At 73.0% G+C, this 22,225-nt stretch carries 27 protein-coding genes and 2 pseudogenes; 22 read left to right on the top strand and 7 right to left on the bottom strand.

The window, feature by feature from the left end:
- The first annotated feature begins 4 nt into the window (after positions 1–4).
- A complete protein-coding gene (locus tag Nocox_RS22015) occupies positions 5–592 on the top strand; it encodes an HD domain-containing protein (RefSeq protein ID WP_020545688.1) in 588 nt (195 codons plus the stop codon).
- 220 nt (positions 593–812) lie between these two features.
- On the opposite strand, the pseudogene Nocox_RS44180 reads toward Nocox_RS22015, so the two are convergent.
- The 4 genes and pseudogenes from Nocox_RS44180 to Nocox_RS21995 all read right to left on the bottom strand — a co-directional run.
- Positions 813–1,154, bottom strand: a pseudogene (locus Nocox_RS44180) (SDR family NAD(P)-dependent oxidoreductase); the annotation flags it as partial.
- Positions 1,155–1,201: 47 nt separating this feature from the next.
- Entirely contained in the window at positions 1,202–1,816 is a 615-nt protein-coding gene (locus Nocox_RS22005) for a TetR/AcrR family transcriptional regulator (protein ID WP_020545685.1), read from the bottom strand.
- 27 nt (positions 1,817–1,843) lie between these two features.
- The gene (locus Nocox_RS22000) at positions 1,844–2,164 is read right to left on the bottom strand and encodes a DMT family transporter (RefSeq protein ID WP_020545684.1); all 321 of its coding nucleotides are present in this window, start codon (positions 2,162–2,164) and stop codon (positions 1,844–1,846) included.
- A 35-nt stretch (positions 2,165–2,199) separates the two neighbouring features.
- A complete protein-coding gene (locus Nocox_RS21995; RefSeq protein WP_020545683.1) occupies positions 2,200–2,532 on the bottom strand; it encodes a DMT family transporter in 333 nt (110 codons plus the stop codon).
- Between the two features lie 103 nt (positions 2,533–2,635).
- On the opposite strand from Nocox_RS21995, the gene Nocox_RS21990 reads away from it, so the two are divergent.
- The 4 genes and pseudogenes from Nocox_RS21990 (at position 2,636) to Nocox_RS21980 (ending at position 4,018) form a co-directional block, all read left to right on the top strand.
- Positions 2,636–3,085, top strand: a complete 450-nt coding sequence (locus tag Nocox_RS21990) for a MarR family winged helix-turn-helix transcriptional regulator (RefSeq protein ID WP_020545682.1) — start codon at positions 2,636–2,638, stop codon at positions 3,083–3,085.
- Positions 3,086–3,089: 4 nt separating this feature from the next.
- A pseudogene (locus Nocox_RS43990) lies at positions 3,090–3,176 on the top strand (TetR family transcriptional regulator); the annotation flags it as partial.
- Positions 3,177–3,182: 6 nt separating this feature from the next.
- Entirely contained in the window at positions 3,183–3,758 is a 576-nt protein-coding gene (locus Nocox_RS21985) for a hypothetical protein (protein WP_020545681.1), read from the top strand.
- A complete protein-coding gene (locus Nocox_RS21980) occupies positions 3,755–4,018 on the top strand; it encodes a hypothetical protein (protein WP_211212766.1) in 264 nt (87 codons plus the stop codon). The genes Nocox_RS21985 and Nocox_RS21980 overlap by 4 nt, the downstream gene beginning before the upstream one ends.
- A gap of 19 nt (positions 4,019–4,037) precedes the next feature.
- On the opposite strand, the gene Nocox_RS21975 is transcribed toward Nocox_RS21980, so the two are convergent.
- Positions 4,038–4,520 (bottom strand): GbsR/MarR family transcriptional regulator, encoded by a 483-nt coding sequence (locus Nocox_RS21975; protein ID WP_020545679.1) that lies wholly within the window; start codon positions 4,518–4,520, stop codon positions 4,038–4,040.
- An 89-nt stretch (positions 4,521–4,609) separates the two neighbouring features.
- Between Nocox_RS21975 and Nocox_RS21970 the strand changes: the two genes are divergently transcribed.
- The 8 genes from Nocox_RS21970 (at position 4,610) to Nocox_RS21935 (ending at position 8,642) form a co-directional block, all read left to right on the top strand.
- Positions 4,610–5,440, top strand: a complete 831-nt coding sequence (locus Nocox_RS21970; RefSeq protein WP_020545678.1) for a class I SAM-dependent methyltransferase — start codon at positions 4,610–4,612, stop codon at positions 5,438–5,440.
- A gap of 225 nt (positions 5,441–5,665) precedes the next feature.
- Positions 5,666–5,992 carry a PadR family transcriptional regulator gene (locus Nocox_RS21965; RefSeq protein ID WP_020545677.1) on the top strand — a complete coding sequence of 109 codons (327 nt, stop codon included), beginning with the start codon at positions 5,666–5,668 and terminating at the stop codon, positions 5,990–5,992.
- Positions 5,989–6,345, top strand: coding sequence for a DUF1048 domain-containing protein (locus tag Nocox_RS21960; protein WP_020545676.1), 357 nt, complete (start codon positions 5,989–5,991; stop codon positions 6,343–6,345). Before Nocox_RS21965 ends, Nocox_RS21960 begins: the two co-directional genes overlap by 4 nt.
- 1 nt (position 6,346) lies before the next feature.
- Complete coding sequence (locus Nocox_RS21955; RefSeq protein ID WP_020545675.1) at positions 6,347–6,655, top strand: DUF1048 domain-containing protein; 309 nt, start codon at positions 6,347–6,349, stop codon at positions 6,653–6,655.
- A gap of 59 nt (positions 6,656–6,714) precedes the next feature.
- On the top strand, positions 6,715–7,140 hold the full coding sequence (locus Nocox_RS21950) for a YybH family protein (protein WP_020545674.1): 426 nt from the start codon (positions 6,715–6,717) through the stop codon (positions 7,138–7,140).
- 67 nt (positions 7,141–7,207) lie between these two features.
- On the top strand, positions 7,208–7,546 hold the full coding sequence (locus Nocox_RS21945; protein WP_026214868.1) for an ArsR/SmtB family transcription factor: 339 nt from the start codon (positions 7,208–7,210) through the stop codon (positions 7,544–7,546).
- Positions 7,543–8,016, top strand: a complete 474-nt coding sequence (locus Nocox_RS21940; protein WP_020545672.1) for an SRPBCC domain-containing protein — start codon at positions 7,543–7,545, stop codon at positions 8,014–8,016. The genes Nocox_RS21945 and Nocox_RS21940 overlap by 4 nt, the downstream gene beginning before the upstream one ends.
- A complete protein-coding gene (locus Nocox_RS21935; RefSeq protein ID WP_020545671.1) occupies positions 8,016–8,642 on the top strand; it encodes a dihydrofolate reductase family protein in 627 nt (208 codons plus the stop codon). Before Nocox_RS21940 ends, Nocox_RS21935 begins: the two co-directional genes overlap by 1 nt.
- Before the next feature lie 36 nt (positions 8,643–8,678).
- Here the strand turns inward: Nocox_RS21935 and Nocox_RS21930 are convergent, their stop codons facing one another.
- Entirely contained in the window at positions 8,679–11,570 is a 2,892-nt protein-coding gene (locus tag Nocox_RS21930) for an AfsR/SARP family transcriptional regulator (RefSeq protein ID WP_063711685.1), read from the bottom strand.
- 72 nt (positions 11,571–11,642) lie between these two features.
- On the opposite strand from Nocox_RS21930, the gene Nocox_RS21925 reads away from it, so the two are divergent.
- From Nocox_RS21925 to Nocox_RS21895, 7 genes are all read left to right on the top strand, one after another.
- Positions 11,643–12,863: a hypothetical protein gene (locus Nocox_RS21925; RefSeq protein ID WP_157383311.1), complete on the top strand. Its 1,221-nt coding sequence runs from the start codon at positions 11,643–11,645 to the stop codon at positions 12,861–12,863.
- A gap of 106 nt (positions 12,864–12,969) precedes the next feature.
- Positions 12,970–13,332 (top strand): DUF488 domain-containing protein, encoded by a 363-nt coding sequence (locus Nocox_RS21920; RefSeq protein WP_020545668.1) that lies wholly within the window; start codon positions 12,970–12,972, stop codon positions 13,330–13,332.
- Between the two features lie 17 nt (positions 13,333–13,349).
- On the top strand, positions 13,350–13,682 hold the full coding sequence (locus tag Nocox_RS21915; RefSeq protein ID WP_020545667.1) for a cupin domain-containing protein: 333 nt from the start codon (positions 13,350–13,352) through the stop codon (positions 13,680–13,682).
- A gap of 152 nt (positions 13,683–13,834) precedes the next feature.
- Positions 13,835–14,362: a PadR family transcriptional regulator gene (locus Nocox_RS21910; RefSeq protein ID WP_026214866.1), complete on the top strand. Its 528-nt coding sequence runs from the start codon at positions 13,835–13,837 to the stop codon at positions 14,360–14,362.
- Positions 14,359–15,069, top strand: a complete 711-nt coding sequence (locus tag Nocox_RS21905) for an ABC transporter ATP-binding protein (RefSeq protein ID WP_020545665.1) — start codon at positions 14,359–14,361, stop codon at positions 15,067–15,069. Before Nocox_RS21910 ends, Nocox_RS21905 begins: the two co-directional genes overlap by 4 nt.
- Positions 15,066–17,366: an FtsX-like permease family protein gene (locus Nocox_RS21900; protein ID WP_020545664.1), complete on the top strand. Its 2,301-nt coding sequence runs from the start codon at positions 15,066–15,068 to the stop codon at positions 17,364–17,366. Before Nocox_RS21905 ends, Nocox_RS21900 begins: the two co-directional genes overlap by 4 nt.
- Before the next feature lie 10 nt (positions 17,367–17,376).
- A complete protein-coding gene (locus Nocox_RS21895) occupies positions 17,377–19,743 on the top strand; it encodes a penicillin acylase family protein (protein ID WP_033410454.1) in 2,367 nt (788 codons plus the stop codon).
- A gap of 62 nt (positions 19,744–19,805) precedes the next feature.
- Here the strand turns inward: Nocox_RS21895 and Nocox_RS21890 are convergent, their stop codons facing one another.
- A complete protein-coding gene (locus tag Nocox_RS21890; protein ID WP_020545662.1) occupies positions 19,806–20,645 on the bottom strand; it encodes an alpha/beta hydrolase in 840 nt (279 codons plus the stop codon).
- Positions 20,646–20,758: 113 nt separating this feature from the next.
- Between Nocox_RS21890 and Nocox_RS21885 the strand changes: the two genes are divergently transcribed.
- Both Nocox_RS21885 and Nocox_RS21880 read left to right on the top strand, forming a co-directional pair.
- Complete coding sequence (locus Nocox_RS21885; RefSeq protein WP_020545661.1) at positions 20,759–21,247, top strand: MarR family winged helix-turn-helix transcriptional regulator; 489 nt, start codon at positions 20,759–20,761, stop codon at positions 21,245–21,247.
- A 64-nt stretch (positions 21,248–21,311) separates the two neighbouring features.
- The gene (locus Nocox_RS21880; protein WP_020545660.1) at positions 21,312–22,184 is read left to right on the top strand and encodes a hypothetical protein; all 873 of its coding nucleotides are present in this window, start codon (positions 21,312–21,314) and stop codon (positions 22,182–22,184) included.
- The last annotated feature ends 41 nt before the right edge of the window (positions 22,185–22,225 follow it).

Raw genomic sequence — 22,225 nt, 5'->3', positions numbered from 1 at the left:
GATCATGTTCCCTGACACGCCCGTGACCTCCGCCGCCCTGTCCGTGGCGACCCGCTTCTGCTCGCCCGCGCTGCTCAACCACTGCGTCCGTTCGTACCTGTGGGGAGTCATGTACGGCGGCGCCCACGGGATCGCGTTCGACGACGAGCTGTTCTGCGTCGCGGCGCTGCTGCACGACATCGGCCTGACGGACGCCTTCGACAGCCACCGGCTGCCGTTCGAGGACGCCGGGGGCCGGCTGGCCTGGGTCTTCGCCGTGGCCGCCGGCTGGCCGCAGGAACGGGCCGCGCGAGCCCACGAGATCATCGTGCTGCACATGCGCGACGACGTCCCGGCGGCCGACGACCCCGAGGCGCATCTGCTGCAGGTCGCGACGAGCTGGGAGGTCGTGGGCCGGCACGCGGAGGAGTTCCCCGCGCGGGCCAGGGCGGACGTGCTCACCCGCTACCCGCGCCTGGGCTTCGGCGCGGAGTTCCTCGGCTGTTTCGAGGACCAGGCCAGGCGCAAGCCGGACAGCGCCGCCGCCGCGTCGGTGCGCAGGAACGTCGCCGGCAAGATCGCCGCCAATCCGCTGGAGACGCACCAGGGCTGACCACGGCGCTCAGGCGGTGTCGCCGCCGTCGGCGAGCAGCGTGCTGCCGGTCATGAACGCCGACAGGTCCGAGGCGCAGAACAGGGCGACGTTCACGCCCGCCGCGGCAGCCATCGCCAGGTTCCCCTCCGTGGGGACGAAGCTCGGCGCCACCCCCCAGCACCCGGATGCCCATCGGGGCCAGTTCGAGAGCCGGCTCGCGGGTGAGGCCGCGGGCGGCGTGCTTGGAGCCGACGTACGCGGCCAGGCCGGGCGCGCTGCCCCGAAACCCCGCCGTGGAGACGATGTTCACGATGACGCCGCCCCTGCGGCCGTCCGGGCGCGGTGCCGCCATGCGCCGCGCGGCCTCGCGCGCGCCGACGAAGACGCCGCGGGCGTTCACGGCGAACACCTGGTCCCACGTCTCCTCGCTCATCTCCAGCAGGGGGACGGCGGGGAAGATGCCGGCGTTGTTCACCCAGATCTCCAGGCCGCCGAGCTCGGTCACGGCGCGGTCGGCCGGTGACGACCGCGCGCCGTCCGCGCAGGGAGACGAGTTCGGCCAGGGATTTGCCGGACACATCGGCAGTGGACATGGGGGTTCTCCTTCGATGATCGAAAGGGGGATGCTCAGCTCCCGTTGGCGCTGACGCGGTAGTGGGCATTCACCAGCGGCCAGATGGCCGCGGCCATCGTCGCCGGGGGCCGGGAGCAGCCCTGCTCCAGCCAGTCGACGGCGACCCCGATGAGCGCGCCCGCGGTGAACGAGGCGGTCACGTCGTGCGGGACCCGTTCCGGCCAGCCGTCGGCGTCGGCGTGCGTCAGGCGGTCGTGGATGACCGCGGCGACGCGGCCGCGGATGTGGCCGGCCACCCGGGCGCTGCCCCGCGGGCCCAGCAGGGCGCGGTACAGCCCCGCGTGCCCGGCCAATCGGTCGAAGAACGCCGTCAGCGACTCGATCGCCTCCCGGGCCAGGTCCGCCGAGTCGAGCGCCGGGCCGGGCAGGGAGTCGATCAGGTCGTCGATCATCGCGGTGCAGGCGTCCTCGGCCAGCTCTTGCACGTCACGGTAGTGGTCGTAGAAGGCCGAGCGGCTCACGCCCGCGCTCCCTGCCACGTCCGAGACGCTGATCCGGGCCAGGTCGCGCTCCTCGGCCAGCTCGATCAGCGCACGGGCCAGGGCCGACCGCGTACGGCGCACGCGCGGGTCGCCGGGCGCGGCTGCGGGGGTGTCTCTGGTGGCCACGGCGCGCCGTCCTCACGAAAAGCTACATCAGATCCCCGCGGCGACCTTGAGGAGGACGACACCGCCGATGATGGCGGCGAACGAGCCCAGCTTGGCGGGCGTGATCTTCTCCTTGTAGATGAGGGCGCCGAGGATGACGGTGCCGATGGAGCCGATGCCCGTCCAGATGGTGTAGCCGACGCCGACGTCCAGCGTCTTGAGCGCCAGGCTGAGGGTGAAGATGCCGCCGGCGGCCGACAGCAGTGTGAAGACCGACGGCCACAGGCGGGTGAAGCCCTGGGTGGCGTTGGTGCCGAGGGCGAAGCCGATCTCGAAGACGATCGCGATGGAGAGGTAGATCCAGGCCATGATGACGGTTCCTTCGCAAAAGGGGGTGATGGTGGTCAGGCGGCGGGGGAGAGACGGTCGGAGAGCTTGAGTCCCAGCACGCCGCCGATGATGAGCACGAAGGCCAGCGCCTTCCAGGGGGTGATCTGCTCGCCGAAGATCACGGCTCCCAGCACGACCGTGCCGACCGAGCCGATGCCGGTCCAGACGGTGTAGCCGACGCCGACGTCCAGCGTCTTCAGCGCCAGGCTCAGGAAGAAGATCCCGCCGGCCGCGGCCGCGGCCGTGAGCAGGGACGGTCCGAGCCGGGTGAACCCTTCGGTGGCGTTGGTCGCCAGGGCGAAGACGACTTCGAAGACGGCGGCGATGAGCAGGTGGATCCAGGCCATCAAGGACTCCTGTTTGTATGTACGTGCAAATGATTGGGTCGGACAGGATGTTGCATGTACATATATGTTTCTGTCAAGCCGGTCTCCTGAACCGAGAGGTCCCATGCCTGCCACCACCACCCCTGCACCCGTCCCCGACGTCACCGCCGCCTGGCAGCGCGTACTCCTGCTGCACGCCCGCGTGGAGAGCAGGCTCGCCACCGCCCTGCAGCGCCGGCACGGCATCGGCCTGTCGGAGTTCCGCGCGCTCGGCCACCTCGCCGCCTCACCCACGAGCGAGCTGCGCATGCAGGAGCTGGCCGACAAGGTCGGGCTCAACCAGAGCTCGGTGACCCGCCTGGTGGCGCGGCTGAACGCGGCCGGCTTCGCCTACCGGGATCTGTGCCCGGACGACCGGCGCGGCGTCTACACGGTCCTCACCGAGACGGGCCGGGCCCGGCACGCCGAGGCCGGCCGTACGTACGAGGAGACGCTGCAGGCCGCCCTGGAGGAGGCCGCGCAGGCGGACCCACGGCTCGCCGCCGCCCTGTCGGCATTGGGCGCCACCCCTTGAGAGCCTGATCCATCTCGAGGCCGGCGCGCACCTGATCGGGGAGCAGGGCCTGGCCGCGCTCACCCTGGAGGCGGTCGCCGCCCGTGCCGGGTGCTCGGTGCACAGCCTGTACGGCGTCTTCGGCGGCCGGGACGAGCTGCTGCGCGCGATCTTCGAGACCTACAGCCCTCTCCTGGACGTGGAGAAGGTGGTCGCGGGCCCGCGCGCCGACCTGGACGAGACGGTCCGCGCGACCTACCGGCTCATGGACGAGACGGTCCGCGCGACCTACCGGCTCATGGCCGAGGCGCTCACGCGCGAGCCTCGGGTGATGCCGGCCATGCTCGCCGAGGCGCTGGCCCGCCCTGACGAGCCCGCCCTGCAGGGACTGCTGCAGCACTTCGCCCCCCGCATGCTCGCCGGGCTCGGCCAGTGGCTCACCGACGAGATGGAGGCGGGACGCATCCGCCGCCTGCCGCTGCCGTTGCTGATCCAGCAGATGATCGCCCCGGCCCTGATGCACTTCGTGTCGCGCCCGGCCGCCGAGACGGTCTTCGAGCTGCCCGGCGTGGAGGAGACCTGCGAGGTCTTCGCCGCGGCCTTCCTGAACGCCGCCGCCGTGCGCCTGCTGCTCGGCGTCATCGACTGGAGTCCCTGCTCGGCCTGGCCGGGCTCGGCGTGGGCGCCGCCGTGATGATGTTCGTCGGCAACCCGCTGTCCGGCATGGCCGGGCCCTACTGGCTGCCCGCCGGCTGGGCCGCCCTCGGCCAGCTCCAGCCCCCGGGCGCCTCGGGCAGCCTGGTGCGCGCGCTCAGCTTCTTCGACGGCACCGGAGCGGGCGCACCCGCCCTCACCCTGGGCCTGTGGGTGCTGGCGGGGCTGCTGCTCATCCTCGTCGCCGACCGCCGCGCCGCGCGCGGCCCGCGCCCGGAGGCCCAGCCGGCCGCGGCCTGACCGCCGCGCCCGGCCGCGCTCAGCCGTTCTCGGGCCGGTCCGCCTGGAGCCGCCGCCACTTGGCCATCGACCGTTCGATCTCCTCGCGCATGAACGCGAAGAACCGGCCGGTCTCCTCCAGGCGCCGCCCGGCGGGGGAGGCGGGGTCCAGGAGCTTGACGCCGTCCTCGGCGCCGGCCTGCACCTGGACCAGCACCGGGACGGACTGGCTGATGAAGTGGCTCCAGGTGTGCTCGTGGATGCGGCAGAAGTCGTGCCGGCTGCCGGGCTCGCGCCCGCGCTCGACCAGGCGCACCTGCACCAGGTATTTGACCGCCCCCGAGATCGCCGACGCGCCGACCCCCAGCTGTCCGGCCAGCTCGGCCGCCGACAGCCTGCCGGAGTCGGTGACCAGCAGCGCGGCGTACACGCGCGCCGCCATCCGTGGCATGCCGGACTCGACCAGGATCTGCGCGAACCGTTCCCTGAAGTCCGCGACGGCGTCCTCGCCCGCTCGCGTCACCGCCGCTCCTTCCGCTCACCGTGGAGATCACAGTCTACGATATTTCGAGAACTTCAAGAATTTCGTGAAATAGGAGTAGCGTCGTTGTCGTGACGGACATCGGACTCCTCGGAGTGCAGAAAACCCTCACTCCCGTCCTCAAGGCCAAAGCACTCGACAACCGGCTGCCGGACCCGATCCTCGGCGACACCTACGCCGAGCGGGTGATGCGCCGCCTCGACCCCGGCTACGACCGGGGCAGGTTCGGCACCAGCCAGCTGGGCCTGGTCGCCGTGGTCCGCTCCCGCGCCCACGACGACTGGGCCCGCGGCTTCCTCGCCGATCACCCCGACGCGGTGGTCCTGCACCTGGGCTGCGGCCTCGACGCCCGCGCCCACCGGCTCGACCCGCCCCCCACCGTCGACTGGTACGACCTGGACCACCCCGCCGTGATCGAGCTGCGCCGGCGGCTCCTGCCGGCGCGTGACCACTGCACGCTGATCGGCTCCGACGTCACCGACCTGACCTGGCTGGAGCGCGTCCCTCGCGGCCGGCCGGTGCTGATGGTCGCCGAGGGGCTGGTGCCGTACCTGCCGGAGGCCGACGTCCGGCGGCTCCTGACGGGCGTCGTCGACGCCTTCCCCGAAGGCCAGATCCAGCTCGACACGGTGCCGGTATGGGCGTGGCGCTTCTCCCGGTGGGACCCCACGCTGCGCAGGTACGACGCCCGGTTCCACTGCGGCTTCGACGTCCCGGCCGCGCTGGCCGCGTGGCACCCGCGGCTGGAGTACGTCGACGAGGCGCCGATGTACGACGCGCCGGTCCTGATGGCCAAGGCCCCCGCCGGGGTCCGCCGCGTGTACCGCCTCCTGAACCTGCTGCCGGGCATGAGACGCTCCACCCGCATCGTGCGCTTCCGCTTCCGCGAGACGCCGGCCTGACCGACAGGCCGCCAGGGAGGAGACCTCGACGGGGGCGCCCATCCAGGCGGCCCCGAACACCGGCATGGCCAGGATCCACGCCGCCGCGATGCCCACGGCGATCTGCACCATGACGGGCGAGGCCGGCGTCACCCGCGGCGCCGGCCCGGACGGGCGCGGAACGCCAGTACTCCGTGCTACTGTATAGCGGTACTCGGTGGTACGAAGTAGCGGGAGCGGCATGCGATGGACGACCTGACGGAGATGCTGAAGGGCACGCTCGAAGGCTGCGTGCTGGAGATCATCGCCAGCGAGGAGACCTACGGCTACGCCATCACCCGCCGCCTGAACGAGCTCGGCTTCACCGACGTCGTCGAGGGGACGGTGTACACCATCCTGCTGCGGCTGGAGAAGAACGGCCTCGTCCACGTGACGAAACGACCGTCCGGGGTGGGCCCCCCGCGCAAGTTCTACGCCCTCAACGACGCAGGACGTAAGGAACTCGCGACGTTCTGGGCGAAATGGGAGTACGTCTCCTCACGCATCGACAAGCTCAAGGAGGGCGGCAGATGAACTTCTGGGAGACCATCACCGGCAGCGATCTCACCAGGCAATTCAAGGCGTTCGAGGCCCGGGCCGAGGCGTTGCCGGCCGACCACCGGGCGGCCTGGGAACAGATCAAGGGCCATCTTTGGCTCTACGGCGACTTCACCGGCCGCAACCTGATGCCGATCCTCGACGGCGCGCTCGGGCTGCTGGAGGAGACGGCGGCCGACGGCCAGGGCATCCACGAGGTGCTGGGCGACGACATCGCGGGCTTCTGCGCGGCGCTGGCCGGCGGGGAAGGCGCCCGCACCTACCGCGACCGCTGGCGCGCGCAGCTGAACAGGAACGTCGCGCGGAAACTGAACCGGCTGGGAGGCTGACGTGAGCATCCGGGACATCATCGAGGGCAAGAAGCAGTGGCGGGCTCACATGGCGCGCGTCAAGGCGCTCCCGCCCGACTACGAGATCGTCTACAAGGAGATCCAGCGCTACTACTTCAAGGTCGGGCCGGTCGGGCTGGTCGAGGGGCCCCTGCTCCCGGGGCTCCTCGACTTCTTCGAGGAGGGCGCCGCGACCGGCAAGGGAGTCCTGGAACTCATCGGCGACGACGTCGCCGCCTTCGCCGACGACCTGATCAAGGACTCGCGCACCTACGCGGACATCTACCAGGAGTCCCGCCCGCCGGCCTGACCTTCCGCCGCGCCGTGTCGTCGTACGGGAAAGACCCATACCCGAGGGACGGGGAGACGATGACCACGCGAGACGAGATCAGCAAGCGCATCGACACGCTGGTGCGAGGGATCGAGGCCAAGGACCTGGGGGCCCTGGAACGGATCTACGCGCCCGGCGTCGTCTCCTTCGACGTCGAACCGCCGCTGCGGCACGTGGGCGTGGAGGCGAAGATGCGGAACTGGGCGAAGGTGTTCGCACTGTTCGAGCGGGTGACGTACGAGCTGCGTGACCTGACGCTCACCGTTGACGAGAACGTCGCGTTCGGGTACGGCCTGGGCCGGCTCAGCGGCACGCTGCGGAGCGGGGCGGCGACGGACGGGATGTGGGTCCGGGCCACCTTCTGCCTGGAGAGGATCGGCGGCGAGTGGCTGATCGCGCACGACCAGGCCTCGGTGCCGTTCGACCTCGCTACCGGCAGGGGAGTGACCGACCTCCAGCCCTGACGGCCGGGCTCAACCCGGCAAACTTAGCCCTTGCGCTAACTGTTGCCGGGCTGCCACACTTAGCCGTGTGGCACAGTATTCGGCTCAGCTGGACGACGTGTTCATCGCCCTCGCCGACCCGACCCGGCGCGCCGTCGTCCGGCGCCTCGGCAGCGGGCCGGCGAGCGTCGGCGACCTCGCCGGCGACTTCCCGATGACCCTCCCGTCGTTCATGAAGCACGTACGGACCCTCGAAGCCAGCGGGCTCATCCGCACCGTGAAAGCGGGCCGGGTGCGTACGTGCACGCTCAACCGCGAACGGCTCGCCCTCCTCGACGACTGGCTCGCCGAGCAGCGCCGCGTCTGGGAGCGACACACCGACCGGCTGGAGCGGCTCGTCACCGACCCCAAGGAGAACCCGTCATGAATCCCGACCTCGACCTCGCCCTGGAGCGCGTCATCCGCGCCCCGCGCGCGACCGTGTGGGCCGCCTGGACCGACCCGGCCGCGCTCGCCCGGTGGTGGGTCCCAGCCCCGGCCCGATGCCGGGTGGACCGGCTCGACCTGCGGCCCGGCGGCGGGTTCGTCACCCGGTTGAGCGACGACGGCGGCGCGTTCGTCCCGCACATGGACGCCTGCTTCCTGGCCGTCGACGACCTCGAACGGATCGCGTTCACCAACGCGATCGACAGCGACTGGCGCCCCGCCGCCCCCGACCCGATCGCGATGACCGCCACGATCACGTTCGGCGAGCACCCCCAAGGCACCGACTACCGGGTGCTCGTCCGGCACGGCGACCCGCAGGCGCGCGAACTGCACGCGAAGATCGGTTTCGCCGACGGCTGGGGTTCGGTGACCGGACAACTGGCGGCCTTCTGCGAGAGGCCGGCGTCCTGATGGAGATCGCCCTCACCGAGTTCGTCACGCTCGACGGGGTCAGCCAGGGCCCCGGCTCGCCGGACGAGGACACCAGCGACGGTTTCACCCGCGGCGGCTGGCTCGTCCCTCACCTGGACGCGACCTTCGTCCAGCGTGCCGGCGCGTGGCTCGACCGCGCCGACGGGCTGCTGCTCGGCCGGCGTACCTATGAGGCGTTCGCCCGCGACTGGCCGAAGATCACCGACCCCGCCGACCCGTTCGCCGGGCGGATGAACACCCTGCCGAAGTACGTCGTGTCCAGCACCCTCACCGAGGGGACCTGGAACCCTGCCACCGTGCTCCGGGGCGACGCGGTCCGCGCGGTCGCCGAGCTGAAGGCGCGGCCAGGACGCGAGCTCCAGATCCATGGCAGCGCCCGGCTGGGCGACGCCCTGCTGGCCGCCGGGCTGGTCGACACGCTGCGGCTGGTGATCGCGCCCACCGTGCTGCGCTCCGGGCGGCGCCTCATGACCGGCCGGGGCGACACGTCCGGCCTGCGCCTGGTCAGCCACGAGGCCACCCAGAACGGCCTGCTCCTGCTGGAGTACCGGACGACAGGCCAGGCGTCCCAGGGCGCCTACGAAGGCGTCGCCGCCTTCGTCTGACCGGCTCGTCCCGCTCAGGGAAGAGCCTCGCGGGCCTCAGCCGAGGCTGCCGAGCGCGGCGGCGGCCCGGCCGCGCTCGTCCTCGTCGCCGGTCTCGACGGCGATCGCCAGCGCCAGCCGGTGCCGCTGCGCGGCCTCGCCGTCGCGGCCCATGGCCCGCAACGTCTCGCCGGTCGCGTTGAGGACGCTCGCCTCGCCGTACCTGTGCCCGGTCGACCGGAAGATCTCGAGCGCCTGCTCCAGGTGCCGCAGGGACTCCTCGAACCTCGCCTGGCCGCACAGGGCGGTGCCGAGGTTGCTCAGCGCGGTCGCCTCCCCGTCACGGTGCTCGATCTCGCGGAACAGGCTCAGCGCCTCGCGCAGTCTCTCGACGGCGAGCGCGTCCTGGCCCAGCGAGCTGTAGATCTGGCCGAGGTTGCACAGGGCGATGGCCTGCCCGGAACGCTCGCCGAGCGTGGCGAAGATGTCGTGCGCGGCCAGCAGGTGCCGCGCCGCCTCGGCGTGCCCGCCGATCGACTCCTCCAGGTTGCCCAGGTTGGTCAGCGCCGCGGCCTGGCCGAAGGCGTCGTCGATCTCGCGGTAGAGCGCGACGGCCTCGCGGTGCCGGGCGGCCGAGGAGGCGAACGCGCCGAGCCGTTCCTCGATGATGCCCAGGTTGGACAGCGAGCGGGCCTGGCCGTGGCGGTTGCCGACGCGCCGGCACAGCTCCAGCGCCTCGCCCAGCTCGTCGACGGCCTCGGCGTAGCGGCCGAGCAGCCGCAGGACGACCCCGGTGTTGGTCCGCAGGTGCGCCTCGCCCTGCGCGTCTCCCATCTGCCGCGCGGCCGCGACGGCGCACTCGTAGATCGACAGGGCCTCGGTGCCGTGCCCCGCCTCCAGGTAGCGGTGCAACGCGGCGGCGAGGGTGACCGCCCGCTCGGGCCGTCCCTGCCGGACCGCGAACTGGCAGATCGTGCCGAACGACGCCAGCTCGCCGTCCAGCCACGCCAGTGCCGCGTCCGGCGAGAGGGTGACGCCGCTGGGCTTGAGCGCGAGCCCGGCGTGCCGCCGGCTCTCGCTCCATCCGGGGTAGAGGGTGTCGCTCGCCTCGACGGCGGTGCCGCAGTAGTGCTCCAGCAGCCGGTCCACGGCCGCCTGCCGCTCGGCCTCGCCGTCCACGGCGAGGCTCATCTCGGCGGCGTACGCGCGCAGCAGGTCGTGGAACCCGTAGCGCCCCAAGGCGTCGCAGCGCAGCAGGTGCGCCGAGGCGAGCCGGTGCAGGAGCCGGGCCGCGCCGATCTCGTCGACGTCCGACAGCGCCGCCACGCAGGCGAGCGTGGAGTGCGGCGCCGGGTTCAGGCTGAGCAGCCGGAACAGGCGCTGCGCCTCCGCGTCGAGCAGCCGGTACGAGCAGCCGAAGACGTGCCGGATCGCCGCTCCGCCGCCCGGGTCGAGCAGATCCAGCGGTCCGGCCCGGTGCAGCCGCGTCACCACGCCGGCCAGCGGCAGGTGCGCCTGCGCCCCGGCGTACTCGGCGGCCAGGCGCAGCGCCAGCGGCAGGCGGGCGCAGATGGTGGCGAGCGAGTCGACGCTGCCGGGATCGGCGCCCGCCCGCTCGCCCAGCAGCCGGCGCAGCAGGTGGACGGCGTCGGCGCGGGGCAGCAGGTCCAGTTCGACGCGGTGCGCGCCGTGCAGGGCGACCAGGGCGGCCAGCCGGTCCCGGCTGGTGATCACCACGAGGGTGTCGTGGGTGCCGGGCAGCAGCGGCCGTACCTGGTCGGCCGAGGCCGCGTTGTCGAGCAGTACGAGCAGCCTGCGGCCGTCGGTCTCGGTGCGCCAGCGCGCGGCCCGTGACTCGGTGTCGGCCGGGATGTCCTGATCGGACACGCCGACGGCGGTCAGCAGCCGGCCCAGCGCCTCGTGCGGGGACAGCGCGTGCTCGGCGTCGTCGCCGCGCAGGTCGAGGTGGATGCGCCCGTCGGGGAACAGTTCGCGGTTGTGGTGACCCCAGTGGACGGCGAGCGCCGTCTTGCCGACGCCCGCGGTGCCGCAGACGATCACGATGCCGGGTGGGCGGCGGGCGTTGGCGGCGTCGAGCAGGGCCAGTTCGCCGGCGCGTCCGGTGAAGTCCGGCACCGGCGCGGGGAGCTGCCGCGGAACTCTCGGCGCGCCGCGGCTTTCCTGTTCGTCGAGCAGGTGCCGGTAGGCGCGCCGGAGCTCCGCGCCCGGCTCCACGCCCAGTTCCTCGGCCAGCACGAGGCGGGTGGCCTCGTACCGCTCGAAGGCGATCGCCCGCTGGCCCGTCGCCTGGTAGGCGCGGATCAGCGTGGCCTGCACCGCCTCGTCGAGCGGGTTCGCCGCGCCCTGCACCGCCAGCGCGGCGACGACCTCGGCGGCGTTGCCCGCCCGCAGCATCAGGTTCCAGTAGGACAGCTGCGCGCGGCGGCGCTCGGCCTTGACGCCCCATACCTTGGGGTGGCCTTCGAGCGCCGGCACGTCGCACAGGGGGTCGTCGTCCTCCCACAGCCGCAGCGCCTCACGGAGGAGCGCGGCCGCCCGCGCCGGGTCGCCGCCGGTCGCGGCCCGCTGCGCGGCCGTCACCGTACGCCGGAAGCGCAGCAGGTCGAGCGCGTCCTCCGGCAGGCGCAGCAGGTAGCCGTCGCCGACGGTGGAGAGCACGCCCTCCTGGTCGCGGGGGCTGCGCCGCGGGTCGAGCAGGCGGCGCAGGTGCTTGGTGTGGGTGTGCAGCACGTTGACCGCGCTCGACGGCGGCCGTTCGCCCCACAGCGACTCGATCAGCTCCCGGCGGGTGGTCAGCCGTCCGGCGTTGAGCGCCAGGACCCCCAGCATCAGACGGCGGGCGGGTGGCCCGGCATCGACCTCGCGATCGTCGTGCCACACCCGCAGGCGGCCGAGCACCTGGACGACCAGCACCGCCACAGTGTTCATCAAACGTCCAGAGCCTGTCCAGAGGCCGGCGTTTCCCTTCGCCCAGCGTCTCTTTTACGAAGGGAGTAACCCGTGGTCAAATGGAAAGCGGGGATCGCGAGCGTCGCCTTAGGGATGTTGTCCCTGCTCGTCCCCGCCACCTCGGCGACGGCGGCACCGGACAAACCCACGCCCCAGCCCGCCGTCACGCAGGAGTGCGGCACCGACCTCAAGCAGGAGGCGGCGGCGCTCGCCGCGGACGGGAAGTCCGGCACCGCCACCTGCGTCCGCAAGCAGCCGAGGAAAGCCGGCGAGGCCAAGAAGACCCCCAAGTCCGAGGCCGGGCTCGCCGCCGCCGACATCTGCGGCGGGAGCTCCACGGTGACCAGGACGGCCCACTGCGTGATCGAGGACGGCATCCTGCTCATCTTCACGGTGCCCAACGGGGTCGTCATCGGCTCGATCCAGTACACCGTCTCCAGCCTGACGACCCTCGACTACAGTTCGCTGCGCTGGACCCAGTCGTGGCACTACCAGGCCAACTCCGTCGCCGGCCCGGCGATCCCCGCGGTGCTCGACAGTTTCGTCTACGCCGAGCCGCAGTGCCTCGCCAGCTGCACGGTGTCCAGCAGCGGGCTGGTCGGCGGGTCAGCGCTTCCCGGCCGGGTCCACTCCACGACCACGTACTTCCACAGTCCGCCAGGCGGCTACACGTGGGGTGCGCACGGGGGGATGAGGTACTGGTTCGCCAACGCGGCGTGGGTCAACCCGACGACGATCGCCTCGATCACGGCGCCGGCGGTGCACCGCTGCGACGACGCGCTGACCGGTTACCCGTCGGGGTGCGTCTACGACTCGGTCCGTCCGGTGCACGACGTCCTGTCGTCCCGCTATCCGTCGTACGCCCGCCACCTCCAGCTCGCCATCAACCATTTCCGGATGCCGAGCATCCTGACCAGGACCCAGAACCAGACCCTGATGGACAACAACTACAACACGGCCTGCCCGCCGGGGTACCCCAAGCCCACGACTCCGGGGACCTGGTCGTGTGACGAGTACCCGTTCAAGTCCACCTACAACGGCGCGTACTCCCAGCCCTACGGCCGCACCATCCTCATCATCAACTGGAACACCGGGGCCGGGTTCAGCTGCAACGCCAACTGGCTGCCCGTCCGCGCCGCCAACGACTCCGGCGGCTACAGCTCCTGCCTGATCCCCTTGGCGGAGAACACCCTCGGCGGAGCCGACCTCGGCGCCTTCTACTACAAGTCGCGGGTGCTGGACGGGGACCAGTTCCAGGTCCGCGTCATCTGACCGGCTGCGGGCGGCCTGCCGGGCAGGTCGCCCGTTCGTACGCGCCGGCCGGTTCGGCGTCCGGCCCTACGGGCAGGCATGACGGTGAGGGGTTGGGAGCACCGCCATGAGCAAGAACATCACGTACCGCAGGATCTACGAGGAAGCCTCGCCCGAGGACGGCAGGCGGGTGCTCGTGGACCGCGTCTGGCCGCGCGGCATGCGCAAGGACGACGCGCACCTGGACGAGTGGCTGCGCGACGTGGCGCCGTCGAGCGAACTGCGGAAGTGGTACGGCCACGAGCCCGGCCGTTTCCCCGAGTTCCGCCGCCGCTACCTGGACGAGCTGCGTGACGACGGACATCAGCCGGCCGCCGATCATCTGCGGGAGCTGGCGTCCCACGACCGGCTCACGCTGCTGACGGCGACCAAGGACGTGGACCACAGCCAGGCCGCCGTCCTCGCCGAGTGGCTGTCGGAGAAGCAGTGACACGGCAGACTCGTCCCATGCAGAAGATGTCCCTTGACGCCAAGGCCCGCGAGCACCTCGAACGCGCGGCCGCCTCTTCCACCGGCCGCAGCGCGGAAACCGTCTACGGCGGTCACGAGCACCTGTTGCGGCAGACCCTCATCACGCTGCGCGCCGGCACCTGTCTGGCCGAGCACGAGAACCCCGGCGAGGCGACGGTGCTCGTGCTGCGCGGCCGGGTGCGGCTGGCCAGCGGCGACGACTCGTGGGAGGGCAGGACCGGGGATCTCCTCGTCGTCCCGTCCGCCCGGCACAGCCTCGAAGCCGTCGAGGACACCGCCGCCCTCCTGACGGTCGTCAAAACGCCCTGACCTGCCGTCACTCGCGCGGCCGTCGGCGGCGAGGGCCCGCGGGGAGCGGACGGCGACGGACAGCTCGCCGCGCTCCTCGCGGAGGACGGGGCCAAGGCGTGCTGGGTCCGGCTATGCGCTGCGTGTATACCTCTGGTGTATAGTCGGCGGCCATGACCGTCCCCTTGGCCCTCCTCGGCCTCCTGGACCGCGAGCCCAGTTACGGCTACGACCTCAAGCGCGCCTACGACACCTACTTCGGCAGGGGCAAGCCGCTCCCCTTCGGGCAGGTCTACTCGACGCTCGCCCGCCTGGCCCGCGACGGCAAGGTCACGGCCGGCCGCAGCGAGCCCGGCGAGGGCCCCGACCGCAAGCGCTACTCCGTCACCCCGCTCGGCAAGCAGGAGGTGGAGGCGTGGCTGACCGAACCGGTGGCGGCGGAGCCGTTCCTGCAGACGGTGCTGTTCACGAAGGTCGTGCTGGCGCTGATGCTGGGCCATGACGCGCAGCGCTACCTCGACCTCCAGCGCGCCACCCACATGCGGCGCATGCGCGAGCTGTCGGAGGTCAAACGCGGCGGCGTCCTGGTGGACACCCTGCTGGCCGACCACGCCCTGTTCCACCTCGAAGCCGACCTGCGCTGGATCGACGTGACCAGCGCCCGGCTGGGCGCGCTGGCGGAAACGGTGCGCGGCGCATGACCATCGACGCCCGTCCCGCGCCGGGCCCGCTGCTGGAGGCCCGCTCGGTCAGCCGTTCCTACGGCCGGACGCCGGCGCTGCGCGAGGCGAGCCTGTCGGTGACGGCGGGGGAGATCCTGGCGATCATGGGGCCGTCCGGCTCCGGCAAGTCCACGCTGCTGCACTGCCTGGCCGGCATCTTCACGCCCGACGCGGGCGAGGTCTGGTTCGACGGCGGCAGGCTGGACACCCTGAGCGACGCCGGCCGGTCGCGGCTGCGCCGCACCGCGTTCGGCTTCGTCTTCCAGTTCGGCCAGCTCGTGCCCGAGCTCACCGCGGCCGACAACGTCGCCCTGCCGCTGCTGCTCGGCAGGACCGGCCGCAGGCAGGCCTACCAGCGGGCGCGCGGCTGGCTGGACCGGCTGGAGCTGGACGGCCTCGGCGGACGACGCACCGGCGAGCTGTCGGGAGGGCAGGCCCAGCGGGTCGCGATCGCCCGCGCGCTCGTCACCCGGCCCAAGGTGATCTTCGCGGACGAGCCCACCGGCGCGCTCGACTCGCTCGCCGGCGAGAAGGTCATGGACCTGCTCGTGGGCCTGGCCCGCCAGGAGGGCGCCACCGTGATCGTGGTGACCCACGACTCCCGCGTCGCCGCCTGCGCCGACCGGGAGGTCATCGTACGCGACGGCAAGGTCACCGACCCCTACGCCGGCGAGGTCCTGCGATGACGTTATGGCTGGGCCTGCGGCTGTCGCTGCGCGGCGGCCGCGAGGCGGCCGTCCGGCTGGCCCTCGTCAGCGCCGCCGTCGCGATGGGGGTGACGGTGCTGCTGTCCACGGTGGCCCTGTTCAACGCCTTCCGGGCCACCGCGGACCGCCCCTGCTGGGAGTGCACGACCGGCTCCGCGCCGGCGGGCTGGGCGCTGGGCGCCACCCCGGGCGCCGTCCTGTGGAACCACCGCGTGGACACCTACGCCGGCCGCCCGATCAAGCGGCTCGACGTCGCCTTCCTCGACCCCGGCGGGCCCGCGCCGACCGTGCCCGGCCTGCCGGCGCTGCCCGAGGCGGGACGGCACTACGTCTCGCCCGCGCTCGCCGAGCTGATGGCCGGCGTGCCGCGCGAGCAGCTCGCCGGCCGTTTCCCCGGCGTCCGCGCCGGCCTCGTCGGGCGGGCGGCGCTGTCCGGCCCCGACGACCTGGTCGCCGTCGTCGGCCGGACCCCCGGCGAGCTGGCCGGCATGGCGGGCACCGTGGCCGTCGACACCGTGGCCACGACCCCGGCCGCGGACGACACCACGGCCCTGTACGAGCACGGGTTCGGCATCGCCGCCGTCGGCCTGCTCGTGCCGCTGCTCGTGCTCATCGGCACCGCGACGCGCCTGGCCGCCGCCCGCCGCGAGGCCCGCTTCGCCGCCGTCAGGCTGGCCGGCGCCACCGCGCGCCAGATCAACGCGATCGCCTCGGTGGACGCGGCGCTCGGCGCGCTGCTGGGCGCGCTCGCCGGCATCGCGCTGTTCCAGGCGGTACGGCCCGCGCTGGCCGGCGTCGCCGTCACCGGCTCGCGCTTCTTCCCCGACGTGATCGCGCCGACCGCGCCGCAGTACGCGGCCGTGGTCGTGCTGGTGCCGCTCGCCGCGGTGGCCGCCGCCCTGTGGTCGCTGCGCCGGGTGCGGATCACCCCGCTCGGCGCGGCCCGCAGGACGCGGGCCTCCGCCCCGGGATGGTGGCGGGCGCTGCCGCTCGCGGCCGGGCTGGCGCTGTTCGCGGGCCCGGCGCTCGCGGGCGGCGGCAGCAAGCCCGACCCGCTGCTCGTCGACGCCGGCCTGGTGCTGATCATGGCCGGTCTGGTGCTGGCCGGGCCGTGGCTGACGATGCTGGCCGCGCGGCTGACCGCCCGCCTCACCCGGGGCGCGGCGACCCTGCTGGCCGCGCGGCGGCTGGCGGCCGACCCGAAGGCGGCCTTCCGTTCGGTCAACGGGATCGTGCTGGCGGTCTTCATCGGCACGGCCGTCGCCGGCATCGTCCCCGCCGTCGTCTCCGGCCAGCGGGCGGCGGGCGGCGGCACGCTGAACGAGGTGATGCGGGCCTCGTTCGGGTACGCCGACGCCGCTCCCGGCCGCCCGCTGCCGCCGGCCGAGGCGGACGCGCTGCTCGCCGAGGTGGGCGCCCATCCGGGCGTCACCGTGCTGCCGATCTACCGCAGGGCCGGGGCGCCGGACCCGCCCGCCGCGCCTCTGCCGTGCGACCCGGCTCCCGGCTGCCGGCTCGACTTCATGCTCGGGCACGTGGTCGCCTGCGACGACCTGGCCCGGTTCCCGGCGCTGGGCGCGTGCGCGGCGGGCGCCCGCGCGGTGAGGGCCGACTTCAACCGGCTGCTGACCAGCGACAACATGCTGTCGGTCGACCGGAACCTGCCGATCGTGGACCCCACCAGCCCGCCCGAGGCCGCCGGCACCGGCTCCGGGCCGCCGGGCCGGCTCTCCCTGGCGGCGGTCCTGATCCGGGCCGGCGACCCGGCCGTCCGTGAGCGGATCCGGACGTCGCTCACCCCGTACCTGGCCGGTGCCGGCAGCTCCGAGACCCCGCTGACGTTCGCCGAGGTCGCCCAGCTCCGCGCGGTGCTGCTGGACCAGGTGGAGCGCGTCGCGCTGGCCATCGTCGCGCTGACCCTGCTGGTGGCGGGCTGCGGCCTGCTGGTGGCGGTCGCCGGGGGCGTGGTGGAGCGCAGGCAGCCGTTCACGCTGCTGCGGCTGTCCGGCACACCGACACGGACCCTGTCCAGGGTGGTGCTGCTGGAGACGGCCGTCCCCGTGCTGCTGGCCGCCCTGGTGGCGGCGGGCGCGGGCTTCGGCGTGGCCGGGCCGCTCATCGACCAGCTCGCGATCAAGAGCGCTCCGGCGGCGCTTCCCGGCGCCGGCTACCTCCTGACCATCGGCGGCGGGCTGGTGGTCGCCCTGCTGATCGTCCTGGCCGGGCTGCCCCTGCTCAAGCGCGTCACCGCGCCCGACAATGCCCGCTTCGAATGAGGACCAGCCGATGATCAGACCAGCTTTACGACGCCCGGCCGCGCTGCTCGCCCCCGTGCTGGCCGCCTCCTTCCTCGTGGCCGCCCCCGCGCGGGCCAGCGCCGCCGAGGGCCGCTACGCCGCCGACATCAGACGCACCGAGTACGGCGTCCCGCACATCTCGGCGAAGGACCACGGCGGTCTCGGCTACGGCTACGGCTACGCCTTCGCCCAGGACAACGTGTGCGTGATGGCCTCATGGGTGCTGACGCTGCGCGGCGAGCGCTCGCGCCACTTCGGCGCCGAGGCGGCCTCCGACGACGTCATGGACCCGATCTCCAACCTGGCCAGCGACGCCTACTACACCTACGTCCGCTCGTCGGACGTGCTGCGCCGCGTGCTCGCCCGCCCCGCCCCGTACGGCCCGAGCGCCGAGCTGCGCGCGCTCGTGGACGGCTACGTCGCCGGCTACAACCGCTACCTGGCCGACACCGGCGTGGCCCGCCTGCCGGACCCGACCTGCCGCGGCAAGGAATGGGTCGGCCCCATCACCGCCTCCGACGTCTGGATGAACCTGCTCGACCTGGGCCGCGTGGCCGGCAGCTCCTCCTTCAAGGAGGCCATCGCCGCCTCCGGGCAGGCCGCGAAGAAGGCGAAGCCGGACGACGGGCAGGACCGGCCAGAGCCGAAGGCGGCCGCCCCCGGCAGCAACGCCTGGGCGCTCGGCCGCGAGGCCACGCGCGCCGGCCACGGCATGCTGCTGGCCGACCCGCACTTCCCCTGGAACGGCAGCCGCCGCTTCTACCAGGTCCACCTGACGATCCCGGGCGTGCTCGACGTGTCGGGCGGCAGCCTGTACGGCACCCCGATGGTGCAGATCGGCCACAACGCGAGCCTGGCCTGGACGCACACCGTCTCCCACGCCCAGCACTTCACCCTGTACCGGCTCACGCTCGCGCCGGGCGGGCGCACCACGTACCTGGTGGACGGCAAGCCCGAGCCGATGGGCCGGCAGGACGTGCAGGTCGTCGTGCGCGAGCCCGGCGGCGTGCCCCGCGAGGTCACCACCGCCGTCCACACCTCCCGCTACGGCCCGGTGCTCGGCATGGACTGGACGGAGACGAACGCGTTCGCGCTGGCCGACGCCAACGCCGCCAACCTGCGTTTCGCCGACGAGTGGCTGGCCCTGGCCGCCGCCCGCGACGTGGCCGCGCTGCGCCGCGCGCAGGCCGCCCACCAGGGCATGCCGTTCGTCTACACGCTGGCCGCCGACGCCGCCGGCCAGGCGTACTTCGCCGACACCTCGGTCGTCCCGCACGTCACCGACGAGCAGGCGAGGCGCTGCCGCGCCGCCGACGACCCCAGGATGCTCGTCCTGGACGGCTCCCGCTCGGCCTGCCTGTGGGGCGCGGACGCCGACGCGGTCGAGCCGGGCATCTTCGGCCCCGCCGCCCAGCCCCGGCTGGCCCGCACCGACTACGTGGCCAACGCCAACGCCGGCCCCTGGCTCACCAACCCCGCAGCCCCGCTCACCGGCTACCCCCGCGTCTACGGCGACACCCGCACCCGGCAGGACCTGCGCACCCGCGTCGGCCTCGACATGATCGCCGAGCGGCTTTCCGGCGGCGACCGGCTCGGCGCCCCCGGCTTCACGCTGGAGACCCTCCAGCGGAGCGCGACCGGCAAACGCAACCTGAGCGCGGAGCTGCTGCGCCCTGAGCTGCTCGCGCTGTGCCGGGCCAAGCCGGTGATGACGGCGAGCGACGGCACGAAGGTCGAGGTACGGCGGGCCTGCGCCACCCTGGCGGCCTGGGACGGGCGGGCCCGCCTCGACAGCCGCGGCGCGATCCTGTGGCGCGAGTTCTTCCTGGGCCTGAACGTCCCCCACCGGCGGCCCGACGGCACACCCGCGCCTCCTGACAGCTGGTGGAAGGTGCCGTTCGACGCCGCGCAGCCGCTCACCACGCCGCGCGGGCTCGACGTCACCCACCCGGCGGTGGAGGGCGCGCTGGCCGACGTCGTACGCAGGTTCACCGCCGCCGGTCTGCCGCTGACGCTCACCCCCGGCCAGGCCCAGCGCTACGGCGCCGTTCCGGTGCCCGGCTGCACCGAGGCGGAGGGCTGCTTCGACCGGATCCGCACCGGCGGCGAACTCGGCGGCCAGGGCCGCTACCCGGACGTCAACACCGGCTCCAGCTTCCTGATGGCGGTGGAGCTGACGCCGGCCGGGCCGCGTACCCGTACGGTGCTGACGTACTCGCTGTCGGCGAATCCGGCCTCGCCGTACCACGCCGACCAGACGGAGCTGTTCTCGCGCGGCGGGTGGGTGACCGAGCGGTTCACCGAGGCCGAGATCGGCGCGTACCCGAAGCTGACGACGACGAGGCTGAGGTCATGAAAAGCGCCGGCGAGCTTGCGGCCGGTCGGCCGCCGGTGGTCCGTGACGCCGCGTTCCGCCGTTCATGATCGATTCTGTTCGCCCCCGCCGAGGCGGGTGGCCAGGAACCGGCCGGCGCGCTCCAGCGCCGCCGCCGCCTCGGCCGATCGGTCGTCGAGCTGGAACACGTGCGGTTGACGCGGGACCACCTCCAGCGTCACGGCGACCTCGTCGGCCCCGGCGCGTCCGGCCAGCCGTACGGCGTCGTCGAGCAGGAGCTCGCTCGAACCGGCCTGGATCAGCAGGGGCGGCAGCCCGGTGAGGTCGGCGAAGACCGGGCTCGCCTCGGGGGCCGCGCCGTCGGCGCCGGCGAGGTACCGCTCGAAGAGCCAGGCGAGGTCGGCCGGAGCGAAGAACGGGTCCACCCCGTCCTTGGAGCGCATGCTCGCGCCGCTGAGGGTCAGATCGACCGCGGGCGAGAACAGGACCGCCGCCGCAGGCATCGGCAGGCCCGCGTCCCTGGCACGGGTCAGGGTGACCACGGCCAGCGCGGCGCCGGCCGAGTCGCCCGCGACCACCAGCCGGCGGGGGTCGACGCCGGAGTCCAGCAGTTCGCGGTAGGCCGCCAGGCAGTCGTCGGGCGCGGCCGGGAACGGGTGCTCGGGCGCGAGCCGGTAGTCGGGCGAGACCGCCCGGCCGTCCAGGTGGCGCAGCAGCGCGGCGGTGACGTGGGCGGTGACCCGCGGTGACCCGACCACGAACCCACCGCCGTGGAGGTACAGCAGGACGTCCTCGCCCGCCGTCCTCCGCAGCTCCAGTGCCGGCCGCCCGCCGAGTGTCGTCGCCGAGGAGTCGACGCCGGCGGGTAAGGGGCGGGTGAACATCGCGGCGAACTGCTCGCGCCGTTCGGCAATACCGGGCATGTCGTCCTCCAGAAAGTAGTCAAGCGGCCTAACAGTCAAGCGACCTTACCATCGCTTCGCCTGATATCGTCAAGCAGCCTGACGAATCCGCCCGGAAAGAGGACCGCACGACCATGACGCCCCGTTCAGGAGCACGGGAGCGGCGACCTGAGCCGAAGCTGCCCCTCCCGACCCTGCTCACCCAGGTCAGGGACATCGCGATCGAGGGACTTCACCGGCGGCTGGCCGACGAAGGGTTCGAGGGGATCCGGTTCGTCCACGGCTCGGTCTTCCGGAACATCGACCCCGAAGGCTCGCGGCTCACCACGCTCGCCGAACGCGCCGGACTCACCAAGCAGGCGATCGGCGAACTCGTCGGCGAACTGGAGGAGCACGGCTACCTCGAACGGGTCGCCGACGAGGCCGACCGCCGTGCCAAGATCATCCGGTTGACCGGCCAGGGCCGGGCGGCCCAGGCCGCGGCCGCCCGGATCCTCGCGGACGCCGAGCAACGATGGTCCCGGCTGCTCGGCGAGGACCAGGTCGCCGTGCTGCGCCGCGCTCTGGAACAGGTCATCGCCCTCGAATCGGCCGGCACCGCGACCCCGTCCTCCCCGCGATGAGCGGACGGACCGGATCTTGTGATCAGCCCAGTCCGGCCATCTGTGAACGAGACAAGGAGATCCCGTGACGCAGCCGCCGGCTGTGGGCCCGCGGCTCATTCCCGGCCTCCTTCGGGCCGGAGCCGTGCTGGCCGCATCCGCGCCGGTCCTGCTGAAGACGTCCGGCGTCACCGCAGCGGAACTGGTCCTCGGGATCTGCGGTGGAATCGAGGGAGCAGGCCCCTCCCTCATGACGGTCACGCCGTGGGGGAACCTGCTCTCGTGGGCCGAGCTGATGTTGCCCGCCGTCCTGGCCTGCCTCCTTCTCGCGGCGCCGCGCCACAGCGTAGCCCTGGGAACAGCGGCGATCTCAGCTGCTCTCATGCTCCGGCTCCCCTCCGAGACCCACCACACCGACAGCGCTGGACACCTCCCTTTCGCACCGCACTGGGCGGCGGTGACGTGGTATGCCGCCGCCCTCATCGCGTTGCTGCTCACCGCGCGTTCGCCCAGCTCCCCGGCCCGACCGGAAGCCGTCTTCTGGGCGCTCGCCATGGCGGCGTCGGCGGTCACGGCCGGATGGGCCTCACTCCGGCCGGCCTCGGGCGCTGCCGGATGGGTCCTCGGCACGAAGCCGGCCGAGGTGCTGTGGAACCATCCGTGGGCATGGTCGTGCAAGGCCGAGGTGGACGGTGTCCTGATCGTCCTGGTGGCCCTGGCGGCAGCGGCGGGCACCGTCGCCACGCATCGGGCACGACGCCACATCACCCTGGCAACGGCCGCGCTCCTCGGCCTGGCCGCACTCCAGCGAGCCATTGAGAATCTCACCCACGGCACCGAGTCCGCGCTCATGATCACCGGCATCCGCTGGAACCTGCTCGTCGCAGCCGCACTCGTTGTCACCACCCTCTACGCGGAACGGCTTCTTCGTTCTCCGGCATCACGCGCACCCGCATAAGCCGTACACGGGCGAGCCAGCACCCTGTGGGCTCGGTGAAG

The organism is Nonomuraea coxensis DSM 45129 (assembly GCF_019397265.1).
In the GTDB taxonomy this organism is placed as follows: Bacteria; Actinomycetota; Actinomycetes; order Streptosporangiales; family Streptosporangiaceae; genus Nonomuraea; species Nonomuraea coxensis.
Note: the sequence above shows the minus strand (reverse complement) of the source record. Positions and strands in the feature narration are given on the sequence as shown.

Bases quoted from the DNA above. Each gene is read 5' to 3' on its own strand.
- Nocox_RS21890 (WP_020545662.1), bottom strand. From the start codon at position 20,645: ATGCCCGGTATTGCCGAACGGCGCGAGCAGTTCGCCGCGATGTTCACC.
- Nocox_RS21900 (WP_020545664.1), top strand. From the start codon at position 15,066: ATGACGTTATGGCTGGGCCTGCGGCTGTCGCTGCGCGGCGGCCGCGAG.
- Nocox_RS21940 (WP_020545672.1), top strand. From the start codon at position 7,543: ATGAATCCCGACCTCGACCTCGCCCTGGAGCGCGTCATCCGCGCCCCG.
- Nocox_RS21960 (WP_020545676.1), top strand. From the start codon at position 5,989: ATGAACTTCTGGGAGACCATCACCGGCAGCGATCTCACCAGGCAATTC.
- Nocox_RS21950 (WP_020545674.1), top strand. From the start codon at position 6,715: ATGACCACGCGAGACGAGATCAGCAAGCGCATCGACACGCTGGTGCGA.
- Nocox_RS21965 (WP_020545677.1), top strand. From the start codon at position 5,666: ATGGACGACCTGACGGAGATGCTGAAGGGCACGCTCGAAGGCTGCGTG.
- Nocox_RS22015 (WP_020545688.1), top strand. From the start codon at position 5: ATGTTCCCTGACACGCCCGTGACCTCCGCCGCCCTGTCCGTGGCGACC.
- Nocox_RS21935 (WP_020545671.1), top strand. From the start codon at position 8,016: ATGGAGATCGCCCTCACCGAGTTCGTCACGCTCGACGGGGTCAGCCAG.
- Nocox_RS21920 (WP_020545668.1), top strand. From the start codon at position 12,970: ATGAGCAAGAACATCACGTACCGCAGGATCTACGAGGAAGCCTCGCCC.
- Nocox_RS21915 (WP_020545667.1), top strand. From the start codon at position 13,350: ATGCAGAAGATGTCCCTTGACGCCAAGGCCCGCGAGCACCTCGAACGC.
- Nocox_RS21895 (WP_033410454.1), top strand. From the start codon at position 17,377: ATGATCAGACCAGCTTTACGACGCCCGGCCGCGCTGCTCGCCCCCGTG.
- Nocox_RS21995 (WP_020545683.1), bottom strand. From the start codon at position 2,532: ATGGCCTGGATCCACCTGCTCATCGCCGCCGTCTTCGAAGTCGTCTTC.
- Nocox_RS21885 (WP_020545661.1), top strand. From the start codon at position 20,759: ATGACGCCCCGTTCAGGAGCACGGGAGCGGCGACCTGAGCCGAAGCTG.
- Nocox_RS21905 (WP_020545665.1), top strand. From the start codon at position 14,359: ATGACCATCGACGCCCGTCCCGCGCCGGGCCCGCTGCTGGAGGCCCGC.
- Nocox_RS21910 (WP_026214866.1), top strand. From the start codon at position 13,835: ATGACCGTCCCCTTGGCCCTCCTCGGCCTCCTGGACCGCGAGCCCAGT.
- Nocox_RS21930 (WP_063711685.1), bottom strand. From the start codon at position 11,570: ATGAACACTGTGGCGGTGCTGGTCGTCCAGGTGCTCGGCCGCCTGCGG.
- Nocox_RS21990 (WP_020545682.1), top strand. From the start codon at position 2,636: ATGCCTGCCACCACCACCCCTGCACCCGTCCCCGACGTCACCGCCGCC.
- Nocox_RS22000 (WP_020545684.1), bottom strand. From the start codon at position 2,164: ATGGCCTGGATCTACCTCTCCATCGCGATCGTCTTCGAGATCGGCTTC.